Genomic DNA, 16,754 nt, shown 5'->3' with positions numbered 1-16,754 from the left:
CCCGGGGGTGAATTGAGGCCCCTGGCCTCAAGAGGGGGCAAAGCCCCCGTCCCCCGCCCCCAAAAGCGAAACGGCCGATGCGCGGGGACGCGTCGGCCGTTCGAAGCTTTGCGAAGGGGAGGGCGCCTAGTGCCCGCCCAGGATCCCGGTGCGGACGTGGTAATCCACCGCCAGTTCGTAATCGGGATCGTCATCGCTATCGACCATCAGATGCCCGGCCTTCTTCAGCAGCTTGTGGCAATCGCGGCTGAGGTGGCGCAGTTGGATGGTCTTGCCCTCGGCCTCGTATTTCGCCGCCACCGCCTCGATGGCTTGCAGCGCCGATTGGTCCACCACGCGGCTGTCGTTGAAATCCAGGATCACCAGCGACGGATCCTCCTGCGGCTTGAACAGCTCGATGAAGCCGTCGGTCGAGCCGAAGAACAGCGGGCCGGTGATCTGGTAGACCTTGGCCCCTTCCGGGGTCACATGGGTCGAGGCCGAGATGCGACGCGCGGCGTTCCAGGAATAGGTCAGCGCCGAGACGATGACGCCCGCCACCACCGCCGTGGCCAGGTCGGTCATCACCGTCACCACGGTGACCAGGATGATCACCACCGCATCGGTCAGCGGCACGCGGGTCAGGATCTTGAAGCTGTTCCAGGCGAAGGTGCCGATCACCACCATGAACATCACGCCGACCAGCGCCGCCAGCGGGATCTGTTCGATCAGCGGCGCGGCAAAGAGGATGAAGATCAGCAGCATCAGCGCCGCGAAGATCCCCGCGATCCGCGTCCGGCCGCCCGATTTCACGTTGATCATCGACTGGCCGATCATGGCGCAGCCGCCCATGCCGCCGAAGAAGCCGGTGATCACATTCGCCGTGCCCTGGGCCACGCATTCCTGGGATGCGCCGCCCTTCTGGCCGGTCATCTCGCCCACCAGGTTCAGGGTCAGCAGGCTTTCGATCAGGCCGACGGCGGCCATGATGATGGCATAGGGCAGGATGATTTGCAGGGTTTCCCAGGTGAAGGGCACCATGGGGATGTGGAAGGGCGGCAGGGTGCCCTCGATGCCCGCCATGTCGCCCACGCGCGGCACGTCCAGGCCGAAGGCGATGACGATGACGGCGGTGATCAGGATGCCGGCCAGGGGCGCCGGGATCAGCTTAGTCAGCCGCGGGATGAAGTGGATCACCGCCATGGTCAGCGCCACCAGCCCCAGCATGGCCCACAGTTGCAGACCCGAGAGCCATTCACCCCCCGCCGCGCCATGGCCGCCTGCCTCGGTGGTGCCGGGCACCTTGAATTGGCTGAGCTGCGCCAGGAAGATCACGATGGCCAGCCCGTTGACGAAGCCCAGCATCACCGGATGCGGCACCAGGCGGATGAATTTCCCCCACCTCATGAAACCGACGAAGATCTGGATCAGCCCCATCAGGACCACGGCGGCAAAGAGATATTCGATGCCATGCGTGGCCACCAGCGACACGATGACCACGGCAATGGCCCCGGTCGCGCCGGAAATCATGCCGGGACGCCCGCCCAGAACGGCGGTGACCAGCCCGATGATGAAGGCGGCATAGAGGCCGACCAGCGGGTGCACATTGGCCACGAAGGCAAAGGCCACGGCCTCGGGCACCAGGGCCAGGGCCACGGTGAGGCCCGACAAGAGCTCGATCCGCAGCCGGTCCGGAGAGAAGCTGTCGTTCGTGGTCGGCGCGAGGCGCAGGTCGGGCAGGGTGATGCGATCGGCGAATCTCGCCAGAATGGCTTTGCGCATGTCTCGTCCTGTCTGGGATGTCTGTTCCTGGTCCCGATAGCGGTTTTGCCGCATTGCGGCAACCTCGGACCCTGTGAAAGCTGAGGTTTCGGGCCGCTGTGGCCCTGCCGCTTGCAGGTCGGGCGGGGCCGCGCCAAGCTGACGGCAAGCGATAAGGAAAGGGCAGGGCATGACGGGCGTCAAACTGGCGGTGATCGGCGGATCGGGGATCTATGACATCGAGGGGCTGGAGGGCGCCACCTGGCAGCAGGTCGAGACCCCCTGGGGCGCGCCCTCGGACGCGATCCTGACCGGGCGCCTGGCGGGGCTCGATATCGCCTTCTTGCCGCGCCACGGGCGGGGCCACCCCCTGCCGCCGACCGAGGTGCCCTATCGCGCCAATATCGCCGCGCTGAAACAAATCGGGGTCAGCCATGTTCTGTCGGTCTCGGCGGTAGGATCCTTCTGCGAGGAGATGGCGCCGGGGGATTTCGTCCTCGTCGACCAGTTCATCGACCGCACCGTGAACCGCGCCAAGACCTTCTTCGAGGCCGGGCTGGTGGCCCATGTCTCGGTCGCCCATCCGGTCTGTGCCGACCTGGCCGCCCGGGCGGCGGTGGCGGCGCGGGGCGCGGGCGTCAGGGTGCACGAGGGCGGGACCTATCTGGCGATGGAGGGGCCGCAGTTCTCGACCCTGGCCGAAAGCCGGATGTATCGCGAAAGTTGGGGCGCCGACGTGATCGGCATGACCAACATGCCCGAGGCCAAGCTGGCCCGCGAGGCCGAGCTGCATTACGCCTCTGTCGCCATGGTCACCGATTACGACAGCTGGCACCCCGATCATGGCGAGGTCGATGTGACCGAGATCCGCCGGGTGCTGGCCGCCAATGGCGCCCATGCCCGCGCCACCGTGGCGGCGCTGGCCGCCGATCTGGCGGGGGCCGATCCGGTGGGTTGCGCCACGGGCTGCGCCCGGGCGCTGGATCACGCGCTGCTGACCGCCCCTGCGGCGCGCGATCCGGCGGTCGTGGCCAAGCTGGGCGGCATCGCCGGGCGCGTGCTGGGGTAGGGATGGTGGGTTGCACCCACCCTACGCCCCTCGCTGTCCCAGTGGCCCGCTTGGTCCAACCGGCGAGAGAGCCGGGCGGCGGCACCTGCCCTTGCGCTTCGTCCGCCGCTCGGGCATGTCGCAGGCGTTTGTGTCGCAGAGCCAGGAGCCACCGATGAAGACCCTCGAAGACTATATCCGCGTCACCCCGGATTTCCCGAAACCGGGGATCGTCTTCCGCGACATCTCGACCCTGGTGGCCGATCCCGAGGGGATGCGCCTGTGCGTGTCGCAGCTGGCCGCACCCTATCGCGCGGCGGGCATCGACCGGGTCGCGGGGCTGGAGGCGCGGGGCTTCATCCTGGGCGCCGCACTGGCGCTGGAACTGGGCAAGGGCTTCCTGCCGATCCGCAAGAAGGGCAAGCTGTCGGGCCCGGTGATCGGGGAAAGCTATGCGCTGGAATATGGCGAGGCGGCGATCGAGATGAACGACGACGTGCTGGCGCCGGGTGAACGCGTGCTGATGGTCGATGACCTGCTGGCCACCGGCGGCACCGCCGAGGCCGGGATCAAGCTGGTCGAACGGGTCGGCGCCCAGGTGGTCTCTTGCGCCTTCGTTGTGGACCTGCTGGAGGTGGGCGGCCGGGCGCGCCTGGAAGGGCTTGGGATGGAGGTCTTCAGCCTGCTGCGCTATTGACCTGGCCCCCTCTGCGCAGCCGTTAACCTTCTGGAAAGACCTTCCGGCCTATCTCTTGATCGCCGGTCATGGGAGCCGGTCCTGCTTGCACCAGGTCCCAAGGGGCCGACCGCGCCCTGCCATTCCCCCGGCAGGGCGCGTTTTCTGTGCCGGGCGCCTCGGGGCATCGGGGCATCGGGGCAGGGGGCTCTGCCCCCCGTCTCCGTCCCGGAGACACCCCCCGGGATATTTTTGGCAATGAGAAAGGAAGGGGGGGGCAGTCGCCCAAAGCCCAGGGCGCTCGCTTCGGCGGGAACGTCTGCCAACAAAGGGGGGCGCCTGGACCCACGCGCCGCGCCCCTTCTTCTCGCTTGCCAAAAATATCCCGGGGGAGTCGCCCGCAGGGCGGCGGGGGCGGAGCCCCCTTTTTCCTTCCATTTGCCGCCCTCCGGCGGCGGGGGCAGAGCCCCCTTGTCCCGAGATTTGCCGCCGTCCGGCGGCGGGGGCAACGCCGTTCAGCCCTCGGCGCGCAGCACGGCCCCGGGGTTGAGGATGCCGTTGGGATCGAAGAGCCGCTTGATGCCGCGCATCATGTCCAGCTTCACCGGGTCGCCGTAGCGTTCCAGGTCTTCGACCTTCAGCCGCCCGACCCCGTGTTCCGCCGAGAAAGAGCCGCCATAGCCCGCCACCAGCCCGTGGATCAGGTCCATGATGGCGCGCTTGGCGCCCAGGTGGGCGGCCTTGTCCTCGCCGACGGGGGGGAAGACGTTGTAATGCAGGTTGCCGTCGCCCAGGTGGCCGAAGCAGTTCAGCCGGTAGGGGCCGAGGTCCGCCAGTTTCGCCCGGCCTTCGTCGATGAACTCGGGCAGGGCCGAGAGGGGTAGGGAAATGTCATGGGACGAGATCGCGCCGATGGCGCGGTTGGCCTCGGGGATCGCCTCGCGCAGGTGCCACAGCGCATCGGCCTGGGCCTCGGACTGGGCGATCACCCCGTCGCTGACCAGATCGGCCTCGAAGGCCGCCTCGAGGATGCCCGCCATCATGCCCTCGGCGTCGCCGCTGCCCGACAGGCCCACCTCGGTCAGCACCATCCAGTCGGGCGCCGGGTGGAAGGGGCGGCGGATGTCGGGCAGGGTCTCTTCCAGAAAGCGGAAGCTTTGGCCCGAGATCAGCTCGAACCCCGAGATCTGTTCGCCCGCGTGATCGCGCGCCAGGGCCAGCAGTTTCAGCGCCGCGGCGGGCGAGGGCACCACCAGCATGGCCGTGGCCCGGTGGGTGGGGCGCGAAAACAGCTTCAGCGCCGCGCCGGTGATCACGCCCAGCGTGCCTTCGGAACCCACCAGGAGGTTGCGCAGATCGTAGCCGGTGTTGTCCTTCCGCAGCCGGGTCAGCGTATGCATCACCCGCCCGTCGGCCAGCACCGCCTCGATGCCCAGACACAGCTCACGCGTATTGCCGTAGCGCAGCACGTTTAGACCGCCCGCGTTGGAGGCCAGCGCCCCGCCGATCCGGGCCGAGCCCTGGGCGCCGAAGGACAGCGGGAAGAGGCGGTTCACCGCTTCGGCGGCGCGGTGCAGCTCTTCGACCACCACGCCCGCGTCGGCGGTGATGACGTTCTCTTCCGCATCCACCCGGCGGATCCGGGTCATCCGTTCCAGCGACAGGATCAGCGGCGCGGGGCCTTCGGGCATGACCTGGCCCGCCACCAGACCGGTGCCGCCGCCATAGGGCACCACCGCGACCCGCGCCGCATTGGCCGCCGCCAGAACGGCCGAGACCTCTTCGGTGCTGCCCGGGGCCACCACCATGCCCGCCTGGCCGCGATAGGCGCCGCGCAGCTCGCGGGTGTAGGGCTCGGTCTCCTCGCGCAGGGCCTGCGGCGGCAGCAGGGTGCGCAGGCGGGCGCGGAAGGCGTCATCGACGGGGAACAGGTGGGACATGGGCGCGGTCTTCAGGTCTTCAGGACGAGGTGTTGCGGAGATGGTCGAGCACGGCGCGGCGCACGCTTTGTTCGCCCCGGGCGGCGGCCTCTTCGATGACCTCGCGCAGGGCGATCAGGTCGACGCGCAGCAAGAGCGATTTCACCGGCCCGATCGAGGCGGGGCGCATCGACAGGGCGCGCAGGCCCATGGCGGCCAGGCAGACGGCTTCGAGCGGGCGGCCCGCATCCTCGCCGCAGAAGGACAGCGGCGTGCCGGTCTCTTCGCAGCGTTCGACGATCCGTTGCAGGAAGGTCAGGAAACTGACGTTCAGCGTGTCATAGCGCCGCCGCACCCGCTCATTCTCGCGGTCGGCGGCGAAGAAGAACTGCTTCAGGTCGTTGCCGCCGATCGACAGGAACTCGACCTCTTCGAAGAAGGCCTTCGGCGCGAAGGCCAGCGAGGGCGTTTCCAGCATGGCGCCGACCTCGATGGTCTCGGGCAGGACGTGTCCCAGGATGCGTTCGCGTTCCAGGGTACGCTCCAGCTCGGCCTTGGCGGCGCGGTATTCGTCGTATTGCGCCACGAAGGGGAACATCACCGTCAGCGGGCGTCCGTTCGCCGCGCGGATCAGCGCCTGCAACTGCATCCGCATCACGCCGGGCTTGTCCAGGCCCACGCGGATGGCGCGCCAGCCCAGGGCGGGGTTCGGCTCATCCGCCGGTTTCATGTAGCTCAGCACCTTGTCCGAGCCGATGTCGAGGGTGCGGAAGACCACCCGCTTGCCGCCCGCGTTGTCCAGCACATGGGCATAGATCTGCTTCAGCTCGGTGCGGGTGGGCATCTTGTTGCGGATCAGGAATTGCAGCTCGGTCCGGAACAGGCCCACCCCCTCGGCGCCAGAGCTTTCCAGGCTGGGCAGGTCGGCCATCAGACCGGCGTTCATGGTCAGCGAGATGCGGCTGCCGCATTTCGTGACCGCGGGCGTGTCGCGGATGCTGGCGTAGCGTTCCTGGGCCTTGGCCTGCATGGCGATCTTGTCGCGGAAGGCGGTGGTAACGGTGTCCTCGGGGCGCAGGTGGGCGATGCCCTGGTCGCCGTCCAGCATGATGTGATCGCCGTTCAGCGCCTCGTTGGTGATGTCCTTGGCGTGGATCACCAGCGGAATGGCCAGGGCGCGGGCCACCACGGCGGCATGGCTGCCGACGCTGCCCTGTTCCAGCACGATCCCGCGCAGCGAGCGACCGTAGTCCAAGAGTTCCGCCGGGCCGATATTGCGCGCCACCAGGATGGGGTCGGCGGGCATTTCCGCCCCGGTCTGGGTGCCCTGGCCGGTCAGGATGCGCAGCAGGCGGTTGGACAGGTCATCCAGGTCATGCAGCCGTTCGCGCAGATAGGGGTCCGAGGCCGTGGACAGGCGCAGCCGTGCCTGGGTCTGTTCCTTTTCCACCGCCGCCTCGGCCGACAGGCCCGAGGTGATGTCGGCCTGCATCCGCCGCATCCAGCCCTTGGAATTGGCGAACATCCGGTAGGCCTCGAGCACCTGAAGGTGTTCGGCATCGGCGCTGGCCCCTTCCAGCATCTGATCGACCGAGACCCGCAGCCGGTCGACCGCCTCGGTCAGCCGCTCGGCCTCTTTCACCGGATCCTCGGCAATGGGGTTGGTGATCACCACGCGCGGTTCGTGCAGCCAGACATGCCCCTCGGCAGATCCCTCCTGGGCGCAGCTGCCGCGGAACAGAACCGGCTTCGTGTGCCGCGCCGACAGGGCGGCGCTGTCACCGATGAAGGCGCCCAGCTCGGCCATCTCGGCCAGTACCATGGCGACGACTTCCAGCGCGTAAAGCTCTTCCTCGGTGTATTTGCGTGCCTCTTTCGACTGCACCACCAGCACGCCCAGGGTCTCGCCCAGACGCTGGATCGGCACCCCCGCAAAAGAGCTGTAAATCTCTTCGCCGGTCTCGGGCATGTAGCGGAAGCCGGTTTCGGAGGGGGCATTGGCGGTGTTGACGATCTTGGCGGTGCGCGCGACGCGGCCCACCAGGCCCTCGCCCAGGCGCATCCGCGTCTGATGCACCGCTTCAGCGTTCAGGCCCTCGGTGGCGCAAAGTTCCAGCGTTTCGGCATCGCGGAACAGGTAGACCGAGCAGACCTCGGTATGCATGGAAGAGGCGATCAGGGCGGTGATCCGGTCGAGCCGCGCCTGGCCATGGGCGTCTTCGGCCATGACCTCTCGCAGACGGCCGAGCATCTGCCGGCTGTCGGTCTGGTGCTCTGTGCTCATGTCCCCGGCTTCGCCTCCGATCGCTGCCGCCCGACTAGACCACAAAGTCCAGCAAAGTGAAATGCATAAGAGCGACGTAAAGGGTGGACGGATTGCGACCTTTTGCCGATAGGCCCGGGGTTTGGGCAGCTGGGGCAGGTGACTGCCCGGACAGCAAAACGCCCCCGTCCCGAGGGGCGGAGGCGTCGGAAAGGGGTGCCCTGGCCGGTGGCCGGGCAGTCGGGCCTCAGGCCTTTTCCAGCTCGAAGGCGTCGTGCAGGGCCTGCACGGCCAGTTCCATGTACTTACGTTCGATCAGCACCGAGATCTTGATCTCGGAGGTGGCGATGACCTTGATGTTAATGCCCTCGTCAGAGAGCACCTTGAACATCTTCGCGGCCACGCCGGACTGGCTGCGCATCCCGATGCCCACGGCCGAGACCTTGCAGACCTCGGTGTCGGCTTCCAGCGCCTCGAAGGCCAGGTCGCCCGCCGCCTTGGCATCGTTCAGCGCCTTCTCGGCGCGCTTCACCTGGTCGATCGGACAAGAGAAGGTCATGTCGGTCAGACCTTCCTCGCTGATGTTCTGGATGATCATGTCGACGTTGACGCCGGCCTCGGACAGCGGCCCGAAGATCGCGGCGGCGATGCCGGGGGTGTCGGCGACCGACACAAGGGTCATCTTCGCCTCTTCGCGCGAGAAGGCGATGCCGTTGACGACGTTGGATTCCATGATGTCCTCCTCGGCACAGACAAGGGTGCCGGCTGTGTCGGATTGTTCCTCGAAACTCGACAGAACGCGCAGTTTGACGTTGTAACGCATGGCCAGCTCGACCGAGCGGGTCTGCAAGACCTTGGCGCCCAGCGAGGCCAGCTCCAGCATCTCCTCGAAGGCGATACGGTCCAGCTTGCGCGCCTTGGGCGCGACGCGGGGGTCGGTGGTGTAGACGCCGTCGACATCGGTGTAGATGTCGCAGCGCTCGGCGTCGAAGGCGGCGGCAAAGGCCACGGCGGTGGTGTCGGACCCGCCCCGGCCCAGGGTGGTGATGCGGCCCTCGGGCGAGATGCCCTGGAAGCCCGCGACCACGGCCACCTTCATCCCCTCGCCGAACTTGGCCAGGATGTTGTCGGTGGGAATCTCTTCGATCCGCGCCTGGGAATGGGCGCTGTTGGTCTTCAGCGGCACCTGCCAGCCCTGCCAGGAGCGTGCGGGCACGTCCATTTCCTGCAAGGTCAGGGCCATCAGCCCGGCGGTGACATTCTCGCCCGAGCTGACCACGGCGTCATATTCGCGCGCGTCATACATCGGGCTGGTCTCGTTGACCCAGCCGACGAGTTCATTGGTCTTGCCGGACATGGCCGAGACGATGACGATCACGTCATAGCCCTTGGCCACTTCGACGCCGACGCGTTTTGCCGCGCGGCGGATCCGGTCGAGGTTGGCGACGGAGGTGCCGCCGAATTTCATCACGAGAACAGGCATGCCGGTCTCAAACCCCGTGGTTGGGAGAAGCTGCGCGCCGGTTTACGCATGGACGGGGTCCGGCGCAAGCGCGATTGCGCCGCTTTGCGCGCCGGGCGCGGCCGCCAGCCCAGGCCGGGGGCGCCGCGCCCTGGCGGCTCAGTAGGGGATCGGCGCGCCGTCGTAGCCCTCGAAACAGCCAGTGGTGGCGGGCGACAGGGCGTCGAAGCGCGCGATCAGCCCGGCGGCCGAGGTGGGCGCGTCGATATCGGCGCCTGCGCCGCCCATGTCGGTCTGCACCCAGCCCGGGTGATAGGCGCCCACGGCGATGCCTTCGGGGGCCAGATCGGTGGCCAGGTTGCGCGCCAGGTTCACCGCCGCCGCCTTGGAGGCGCGGTAGATATAGGATCCGCCCGGGGCGCGCTGCTGGCTGCCCATGGCCGAGGCAATGATGGCGACCCGCGCGGGACGCGCCGCGCGCAGCTGCGGCAACAGGGCCTGCACCGTCAGGAAGGGGCCCGCCACATTGACCTGCATTTCCCGCGCCCAGGTCTGGGCGTCGTATCCGGTCTCCAGGCTTTGGCCCTTGTCCAGATAGACCCCGGCGTTGCAGATCAGCAGATCCACCGGCGCCGTGACCTGATCCGCCAGGGCGGCCAGTTGCGCGGGGTCGGTCACGTCCAGGGCCAGCAGGCCCGCGCCGCCCCGGGTCGCGGTGCCGGTCACGGTCTCGCCGCGTGCCTCGTACTGACGTTTAAGCTCGGCGCCGATGCCGCGGCTGGCGCCGGTGATGACGATATGCATGAAAGCCCCTCCTTGGTTGCCGAAGGCCTAGCGCGGGGGGCGCTGCGGGGCAATGGAAAGGGGAATATACGACGCAGGGGCCATAGCCTCCGGCAGGGTGGGGGCCTTGCCCCCCTTGGGCCTTGCCGGCCCAATTCCCCCCGCGAGTATTTTCAGCCCCGTGACGGGAGCAGGGCGCGCCCCTGGGGAGGTCGTGGGCCTTTAGCGGGGAGGTGGCTGTGCGTCGGCTGTGGTGCTCAGTTGGTCTTGCGGCCCGGGGCGAAGGGCAGGGGCAGCACCGGCACGCCCTCTTCGATCAGGGCGCGGGCCTCTTCCGGCTTGGCCTCGCCATAGATCGGGCGGTCGGGCTTCTCGCCCTCGTGGATCGCCCGTGCCTCTTTGGCGAAGTTGCCGCCCACGTAGGTGGCGTTCTCCTCGACCCGGCGGCGCAGGGCGCGCAGGGCCTCTTCGGCCTCGGATCCCGGGGTGGACAGGGGCCGGGCCGGGGCCTCGGCGCGGGGAACCTCTGGGGCGCTTTCGGGCGGCGGGGCCGCAGCGGCGCTGCGCGAGGGGCGCACACGCGGCGCCATCAGCGCCTTTTCCACGGCGGTGGAGCCGCAGACGGGGCAGGCGACATGACCCGCCGACAGCAGGCTGTCGAAGGCGGCAGAGCTTTGGAACCAGCTGTTGAAGCCGTGCCCCTGGTCGCATTTCAGGTCGAAGTTGATCATCCCGTCAGATCCGCTCAGTGATCCTCTTGAGATAGAGAGATTTCGGGCGGATGCAAGAATCCAACCGGCGTCCGCCGCCGTCCGTCCCGCGCGGGCCTAGTTGCGCAGCTTGGAGGGATCGAAGGTCTTCAGGATGCGGGCCAGTTCCGGTTCGGCCACGGCCCGCGCGGCCTTCTTGCGCGAGAACCACTTGCGCTTGCGCTCTCCGGCCTCGGGGTATTCTGCCTTCAGCAGGCGCACATGCACCGGATAGACGATGCCGACGCAGGCGAGATCCGCGCCGCCCTCGACCGCCTTCATGTAGGGAAAAAGCCCCAGCGAGGTTTCCGAGACGCGCCCGATCACCCCGGCCTCTTCATAGGCTTCGCGCAGGGCCGCCTTGCCGGGGGTGCGCGATTTCATCGGCCAGCCCTTGGGCAGGATCCAGCGCTTGGTGCCGCGCGAGGTGATCAGCAGTATCTGCGGCTTGTCCTTCACGATCCGATAGCACAGCGCGCAATACTGCGTCTGCACCGGCTTGCCGGTGCTGTCATGGGCCTGAAATGTGGTCTGCCAAAGCGCGCTCAACCTGAAGGCCTTCGTTCTGAAAGGGGCCGGTCCGGGGGGATCCCTCGTCCCGAGGATGACAGCCAAGTATGAAGCCCCGGTAAAGGTCGGAAAAGGCCTGTATACAGGATTGGGGCCGAAACCCTACGGTTTCGCGCTCTATGTTGTGGATAAGCCGCGCTTCGCCTACCAGATGGGCGGCGAAGCGCGGGCCGCAGTTGGGTCTAGCGGTCGCTGACCTGCCAGCGCGGGTTGATCCAGGGTTCCACATTGGCGGGCGCCAGCGGTGTGCGGCCCAGGATATGATCCGAGGCCTTTTCCCCCACCATGATGGTTGGCGCGTTGAGATTGCCATTGGGAATGCGCGGAAAGACCGAACTGTCGGCCAGGCGCAGCCCCTCGACCCCGATCACCCGGGTTTCGGGATCAACCACCGCCATGGGGTCGCTGGCCCGGCCCATTCGGGCGGTGCCGCAGGGGTGATAGGCGCTTTCGGCGTGTTCGCGGATATGGGCGTCGAGCTGGTCGTCGGTCTGCACCTCGGCGCCGGGGCTGATCTCCTTGCCGCGGAAGGGATCGAAGGCCTGCTGGCCGAAGATTTCGCGGGTGACGCGGATGCAATGGCGGAAATCGCGCCAGTCCGAGCCCTCGGACATGTAGTTGAAGAAGATCCGCGGGGCGTCTCTGGGGTCGGCCGATTTCAACGTCACCGCCCCACGAGAGGCAGAGCGCATCGGGCCCACATGGGCTTGGAATCCGTGCCCTTCCGCCGCCGCCTGACCGTCGTAGCGCACCGCGATAGGCAGGAAGTGGAACTGGATGTCGGGATAATCCACCCCGGCGGCCGAGCGGATGAAGCCCGCGCTTTCGAACTGGTTCGAGGCGCCCAGGCCGCGTTTCGTCAGCAGCCATTGCGCCCCGGCGATGGCCTTCCCCCAAAGGTTCCAGTGCTTGTAGAGCGTGATCGGCTGGGTGCTGGCCTGCTGGATATAGAGCTCCAGGTGATCTTGCAGGTTCTGGCCCACGCCGGGACGGTCGGCCACCACCTCGATCCCGTGCTCGCGCAGATGCGCGGCGGGGCCGATACCCGACAGCATCAGGATCTTGGGCGAGTTGATCGAAGAGGCGGCGATGACCACCTCGCGCCGGGCGCGCACGACCTCGATTGTGCCGCCGCGCTCGATCTCCACCCCGGTGGCGCGACCATTTTCGATCACCACGCGGCGGGCGAAACAGCGGATCATCTGAAGGTTCTCGCGTTTCAGCGCCGGTTTCAGATAGGCATTGGCGGTGGACCAGCGGCGGCCCTTCCAGACCGTCTGCTCCATCGGGCCAAAGCCTTCCTGCTTCTCGCCGTTGTAATCCTCGGTGGTCTCGAACCCGGCCTGGCGCCCGGCCTCGACGAAGGCGTGAAACAGCGGGTTTTCGCGCGGGCCTCGGGTGACATGCAGCGGCCCATCCGTGCCACGCCAGCTGGCATCGCCGCCATGGCCGCCGTCATGCCAGGTTTCGGCGCGTTTGAAATAGGGCAGCACATCGGCATAGGCCCAGCCCTGCGCGCCCTGATCCGCCCAGTGGTCGAAGTCGCGGGCGTGGCCGCGCACATAGACCATGCCGTTGATCGAGGACGAGCCGCCGACGACCTTGCCGCGCGGGGTGACCAGGCGGCGCCCGCCCAGCCCGGGCTCCGGTTCCGACATGAAGCCCCAGTCGTAGCGTTTCATGTTCATCGGATAGGAGAGGGCGGCGGGCATCTGGATGAAGGGCCCGGCGTCGGTGCCGCCGAACTCCAGCACCAGCACCTTGTGCTGGCCATCCTCCGACAGCCGCGCGGCCATGACGGACCCCGCCGAGCCCGAGCCGATGATGACGTAATCCGCTTCCATCTGAGTGCTCATGGGGCCCTCAGAACGCCGAGGCCACGTCGCCGGTGGCGACATAGACGGATTTCACCTGGCTGTAATGCTCGATCGCGGCCTTCGAGTTCTCGCGGCCCACGCCCGACATCTTCACCCCGCCGAAGGGGGCCTCGACCGGCGTCAGGTTGTATTCGTTGATCCAGCAGGTGCCCGCCTGAAGCTGGGCCACGACGCGGTGCGCGCGGGTGAAGTCCTTGGTGAACAGACCGGCGGCCAGGCCGAAGGGGGTGTCATTGGCGCGGGTGATCACCTCGTCCTCGTCCTTGAAGGTCAGGATCGACAGGACGGGGCCAAAGATTTCCTCGCGGGCGATGGTCATCTCGTCGGTGACATTGCGGAAGATCGTCGGCTCGATGAAGAAGCCCGGCCCCTCGGGGGCTTTGCCGCCCAGGATCAGCTCGGCCCCTTCCTGCTGGCCGATGCGGATATAGTTCAGCACCTTCTGGCGCTGCGCCTCGGTGATCATCGGGCCGATCTGGGTTTCGGAGTCCAGCGGGTCGCCGGTGATGGCCTGGCGTGTGCGTTCGACCAGCCGTTCGATGAAATCCTCGACGATGTTTTCATGCACGAAGACCCGGGTGCCGTTGGAGCAGATCTGGCCGGTGGAATAGAAGTTGCCGTTGATCGCCGCCGAGATGGCGTTTTCCAGATCGGCATCCTCGAAGATGATCAGGGGCGACTTGCCGCCCAGCTCCATGGTGACATGGCGCAGGCCTTCGGCAGCGGCGGCATAGACCTTTTGCCCCGTGGGCACCGAGCCGGTCAGCGAGACCTTGGCGACACGCGGGTCGCTGACCATCGCGGCGGCGGCGTCGCCATAGCCGTTGACCACGTTGAAGAGGCCCGCGGGCGCCCCCGCCTCGATAAAGATCTCGGCCAGTTTCAACGCGCAAAGGGGCGTCACTTCGGAAGGTTTGAAGACCATCGCATTGCCGCAGGCCAGGGCGGGGGCGGCCTTCCAGGCGGCAATCTGGGTGGGATAGTTCCAGGCGCCGATGCCGAGGCAGACGCCCAGGGGTTCGCGGATCGTATAGACGAAATCGCCCCCCAGGGGGATCGTCTCGCCGGTCAGGGTGGCGGCCAGGCCCGCGTAATATTCCAGCGCCTCGGCCCCCGAGGTGGCATCGGCCACCAGGGTTTCCTGAATGGGCTTGCCGGTGTCGATGCTTTCCAGCTCGGACAGTTCGGCATTGCGTTCCACCAGCAGGTCGGCGGCGCGGCGCAGCACGCGGCCGCGCGCCACGGGGGGCAGGGCGGCCCAGGCCTTTTGCGCCCGCTCGGCCGAGGCCAGGGCGGCCTCGACGATGGCGGGGGTGGCGGCATGCAGGGTCGCGACGGTCTCGCCGGTGGCGGCATAGACGCAGGGGATTTCCCGGCCCGCGGTGTCGTCCACATAGGCGCCGTCGATGAAGTGAGAGCCCTTGGGCTGAACGGATTTCATGGTCATTCTCCGCGGGGATAGCGCTGGTTTTCCTCCAGCACGTTGAGGTCCATGTGATTGCGCATGTAGCGTTCCGAGGCCTTTTGCAGCGGCTCGAAATCCCAGGGGAAATACTCGCCGTTGCGCAGCGCCTCGTAGACGATCAGGCGCCGGGCCTGGCTTTCGCGCACCTCGGCGTCGAAGCGGGGCAGATCCCAATAGTCATCCGCCATCTTTGCAAACCGTTCTTCCACGCTTTGCAAAGCGGGGTCGCCGGCGCGGTTCACCAGTTCGTTCGGATCTTCGGCCAGATTGTAGAGCTGCGGCGGGTCCAGCTCGCAGCGGATGTATTTCCAATCGCCCTGCCGCAGGCCGACCAGCGGCGCGTAGCTGCCTTCGGCGGCATATTCCATGCGGACGGGCGAGGTGCGCGGGGTGCCGTTGGACAGGCCCACCAGGCTTTCGCCATCGGTCCAGGGGGCGATGTCGGAAATGTCGATGCCTGCCAGTTCCGCCAGGGTGGGGGTGACGTCGATGGTCGAGACCGGCGTGTCGACCCGCCCCGGCGCCATGCCAGGTGCGGCCACCATCAGCGGCACCCGGGCCGAGCCTTCGAAGAAGGTCATCTTGAACCACAGGCCCTTGTTGCCCAGCATGTCGCCGTGGTCAGAGACGAACAGCACGATGGTATTGTCCAGCTGCCGGGTCATCTCCAGCGCTTCCATGATCTCGCCGACCTTGTCGTCGAGGTAGGAGATATTGGCGAAATAGGCCCGGCGCGACCGGCGCACGTCCTCCTGGGTGATGTCGAAATTGCGCCAGTCGTTGGCGTCGAAGATGCGCTGCGAATGCGGGTCCAGCTCTGCATAGGGGATCGGCGCCACCTCGGGGTCCAGGTGGTCGCAATCCTCGTAGAGATCCCAGTATTTCTTGCGCGCCACATAGGGGTCGTGGGGGTGGGTGAAGCTGACGGTCATCATCCAGGGCCGGTCGTCCAGGCGGCGGCCCAGGTGGCGCACCTTGGCGCTGGCCTGGAAGGCGACCTCGTCGTCATATTCCATCTGGTTGGTGATCTCGGCCACGCCCGCGCCGGTGACGCTGCCCATGTTGTGATACCACCAGTCGATCCGCTCGCCCGGTTTGCGATAGTCGGGGGTCCAGCCGAAATCGGCGGGGTAGATGTCGGTGGTCAGGCGCTTCTCAAAACCGTGCAGCTGGTCGGGGCCGACAAAGTGCATCTTGCCCGACAGATAGGTCTGATAGCCCGCCCGCCGCAGGTGGTGGGCATAGGTGGGGATGTCAGAGGCAAACTCGGCCGCGTTGTCATAGACCTTGGTGCGCCGCGGCAGCTGGCCCGACATATAGGCGGCCCGGCCTGGCGCGCAGAGGGGGGAGCCGGTGTAGGTATTGGCGAACCGGGTCGAGCGGTCGGCCAGCGCCTTTATATGGGGCGCGTGCAGCCAGTCGGCGGGGCCGTCGGGGAACAGCGTCCCGTTCAGCTGGTCGACCATGAGAATCAGGATATTGGGGCGTTTGCCGCCGGTCTGTGCCGCGGTGTCAGTCACGGGTCGTCCTTTCGAGCCAGAGGGTCAGGTAATCGGCGATGGTCGCCTTGATCGCGTCCCGCCCCGGCACCTGATCCTGAAGGGCAGAGCGGATGTAGAAGCCGTCGATCAGGGCGGCGATGCCCTGGGCGACCTCTTCGGCGGTTGCCTTGGGAAGGATTTTCCTTAGGTCATGCAAAAGATTCGATTGCAGCCGGTGGGCATAGATATTCAGCAGGCGGCGGCTGTCGGCCGAGTGCAGGGCGCGCACATAGAAGTTCAGCCAGGCCGCCACGACCTCGCGTTCGAACTGATGGGATTCAAAGGAGGAATCGGTGATTGCCAGAATGCGTTCCAGCGGCGTTTCGGCGCGCTCCAGCTTGCCGCGCACCGTTTCGCCCCAAAGTTTCATGACGTGCCGCATGGTCGCCAGGAAGATCTGTTCCTTCGATCCGAAGTAGTGATGGGCCAGGGCAGAGGACATGCCGGCGCGCTTCGCGATCTGCGCCACGGTCACGTCCAAGGTGCCCGCCTGGCCGATCTCGGCGATGCAGGCTTCGATCAGCGCCTGTTTTCGCACCGGTTCCATACCGACCTTCGGCATATGGGTTGCCCTCGCGTCTGAATGCTTTACTTTTCGAAACAGTTGTATTTTGATTAACTCATCAATCAAGAAAAACACAACCCCAAGTCCAACGGAAGG

Annotated in this window: 13 protein-coding genes; 2 read left to right on the top strand and 11 right to left on the bottom strand. The window is 67.0% G+C overall.

Annotated elements, in window-relative coordinates; genetic code table 11:
• Positions 1-126: 126 nt before the first annotated feature.
• Positions 127-1,761, bottom strand: coding sequence for a SulP family inorganic anion transporter (locus ACRARE_RS00985; protein WP_432654539.1), 1,635 nt, complete (start codon positions 1,759-1,761; stop codon positions 127-129).
• A gap of 169 nt (positions 1,762-1,930) precedes the next feature.
• On the opposite strand from ACRARE_RS00985, the gene ACRARE_RS00980 reads away from it, so the two are divergent.
• Both ACRARE_RS00980 and ACRARE_RS00975 read left to right on the top strand, forming a co-directional pair.
• Positions 1,931-2,809, top strand: a complete 879-nt coding sequence (locus ACRARE_RS00980; RefSeq protein ID WP_432654538.1) for an S-methyl-5'-thioadenosine phosphorylase — start codon at positions 1,931-1,933, stop codon at positions 2,807-2,809.
• Between the two features lie 154 nt (positions 2,810-2,963).
• Positions 2,964-3,485 carry an adenine phosphoribosyltransferase gene (locus ACRARE_RS00975; RefSeq protein ID WP_432654537.1) on the top strand — a complete coding sequence of 174 codons (522 nt, stop codon included), beginning with the start codon at positions 2,964-2,966 and terminating at the stop codon, positions 3,483-3,485.
• A gap of 494 nt (positions 3,486-3,979) precedes the next feature.
• Here the strand turns inward: ACRARE_RS00975 and ACRARE_RS00970 are convergent, their stop codons facing one another.
• The 10 genes from ACRARE_RS00970 to betI form a co-directional block, all read right to left on the bottom strand.
• Positions 3,980-5,404 carry an FAD-binding oxidoreductase gene (locus ACRARE_RS00970; RefSeq protein WP_432654536.1) on the bottom strand — a complete coding sequence of 475 codons (1,425 nt, stop codon included), beginning with the start codon at positions 5,402-5,404 and terminating at the stop codon, positions 3,980-3,982.
• A gap of 19 nt (positions 5,405-5,423) precedes the next feature.
• Entirely contained in the window at positions 5,424-7,667 is a 2,244-nt protein-coding gene (gene ptsP / locus ACRARE_RS00965; protein WP_432654535.1) for a phosphoenolpyruvate--protein phosphotransferase, read from the bottom strand.
• Positions 7,668-7,893: 226 nt separating this feature from the next.
• Complete coding sequence (locus ACRARE_RS00960; RefSeq protein WP_432654534.1) at positions 7,894-9,129, bottom strand: aspartate kinase; 1,236 nt, start codon at positions 9,127-9,129, stop codon at positions 7,894-7,896.
• Positions 9,130-9,267: 138 nt separating this feature from the next.
• Positions 9,268-9,912 (bottom strand): SDR family oxidoreductase, encoded by a 645-nt coding sequence (locus ACRARE_RS00955; RefSeq protein ID WP_432654533.1) that lies wholly within the window; start codon positions 9,910-9,912, stop codon positions 9,268-9,270.
• Positions 9,913-10,148: 236 nt separating this feature from the next.
• Complete coding sequence (locus ACRARE_RS00950; protein WP_432654532.1) at positions 10,149-10,622, bottom strand: DUF1178 family protein; 474 nt, start codon at positions 10,620-10,622, stop codon at positions 10,149-10,151.
• Positions 10,623-10,718: 96 nt separating this feature from the next.
• The gene (locus ACRARE_RS00945) at positions 10,719-11,189 is read right to left on the bottom strand and encodes an NUDIX hydrolase (protein WP_432654531.1); all 471 of its coding nucleotides are present in this window, start codon (positions 11,187-11,189) and stop codon (positions 10,719-10,721) included.
• Positions 11,190-11,392: 203 nt separating this feature from the next.
• Positions 11,393-13,054 (bottom strand): choline dehydrogenase, encoded by a 1,662-nt coding sequence (betA, locus tag ACRARE_RS00940; protein WP_432655044.1) that lies wholly within the window; start codon positions 13,052-13,054, stop codon positions 11,393-11,395.
• A 19-nt stretch (positions 13,055-13,073) separates the two neighbouring features.
• Positions 13,074-14,528 (bottom strand): betaine-aldehyde dehydrogenase, encoded by a 1,455-nt coding sequence (gene betB / locus ACRARE_RS00935; protein ID WP_432654530.1) that lies wholly within the window; start codon positions 14,526-14,528, stop codon positions 13,074-13,076.
• 2 nt (positions 14,529-14,530) lie between these two features.
• A complete protein-coding gene (betC, locus tag ACRARE_RS00930) occupies positions 14,531-16,072 on the bottom strand; it encodes a choline-sulfatase (protein ID WP_432654529.1) in 1,542 nt (513 codons plus the stop codon).
• A complete protein-coding gene (betI, locus tag ACRARE_RS00925; RefSeq protein WP_432654528.1) occupies positions 16,065-16,655 on the bottom strand; it encodes a transcriptional regulator BetI in 591 nt (196 codons plus the stop codon). Before betI ends, betC begins: the two co-directional genes overlap by 8 nt.
• Positions 16,656-16,754 lie beyond the last annotated feature (99 nt).

The sequence above is a fragment of the Pseudooceanicola aquaeponti genome (assembly GCF_050897975.1).
Taxonomy (GTDB): Bacteria; Pseudomonadota; Alphaproteobacteria; order Rhodobacterales; family Rhodobacteraceae; genus Pseudooceanicola.
This window is presented reverse-complemented; position numbering and strand designations above follow the sequence as displayed.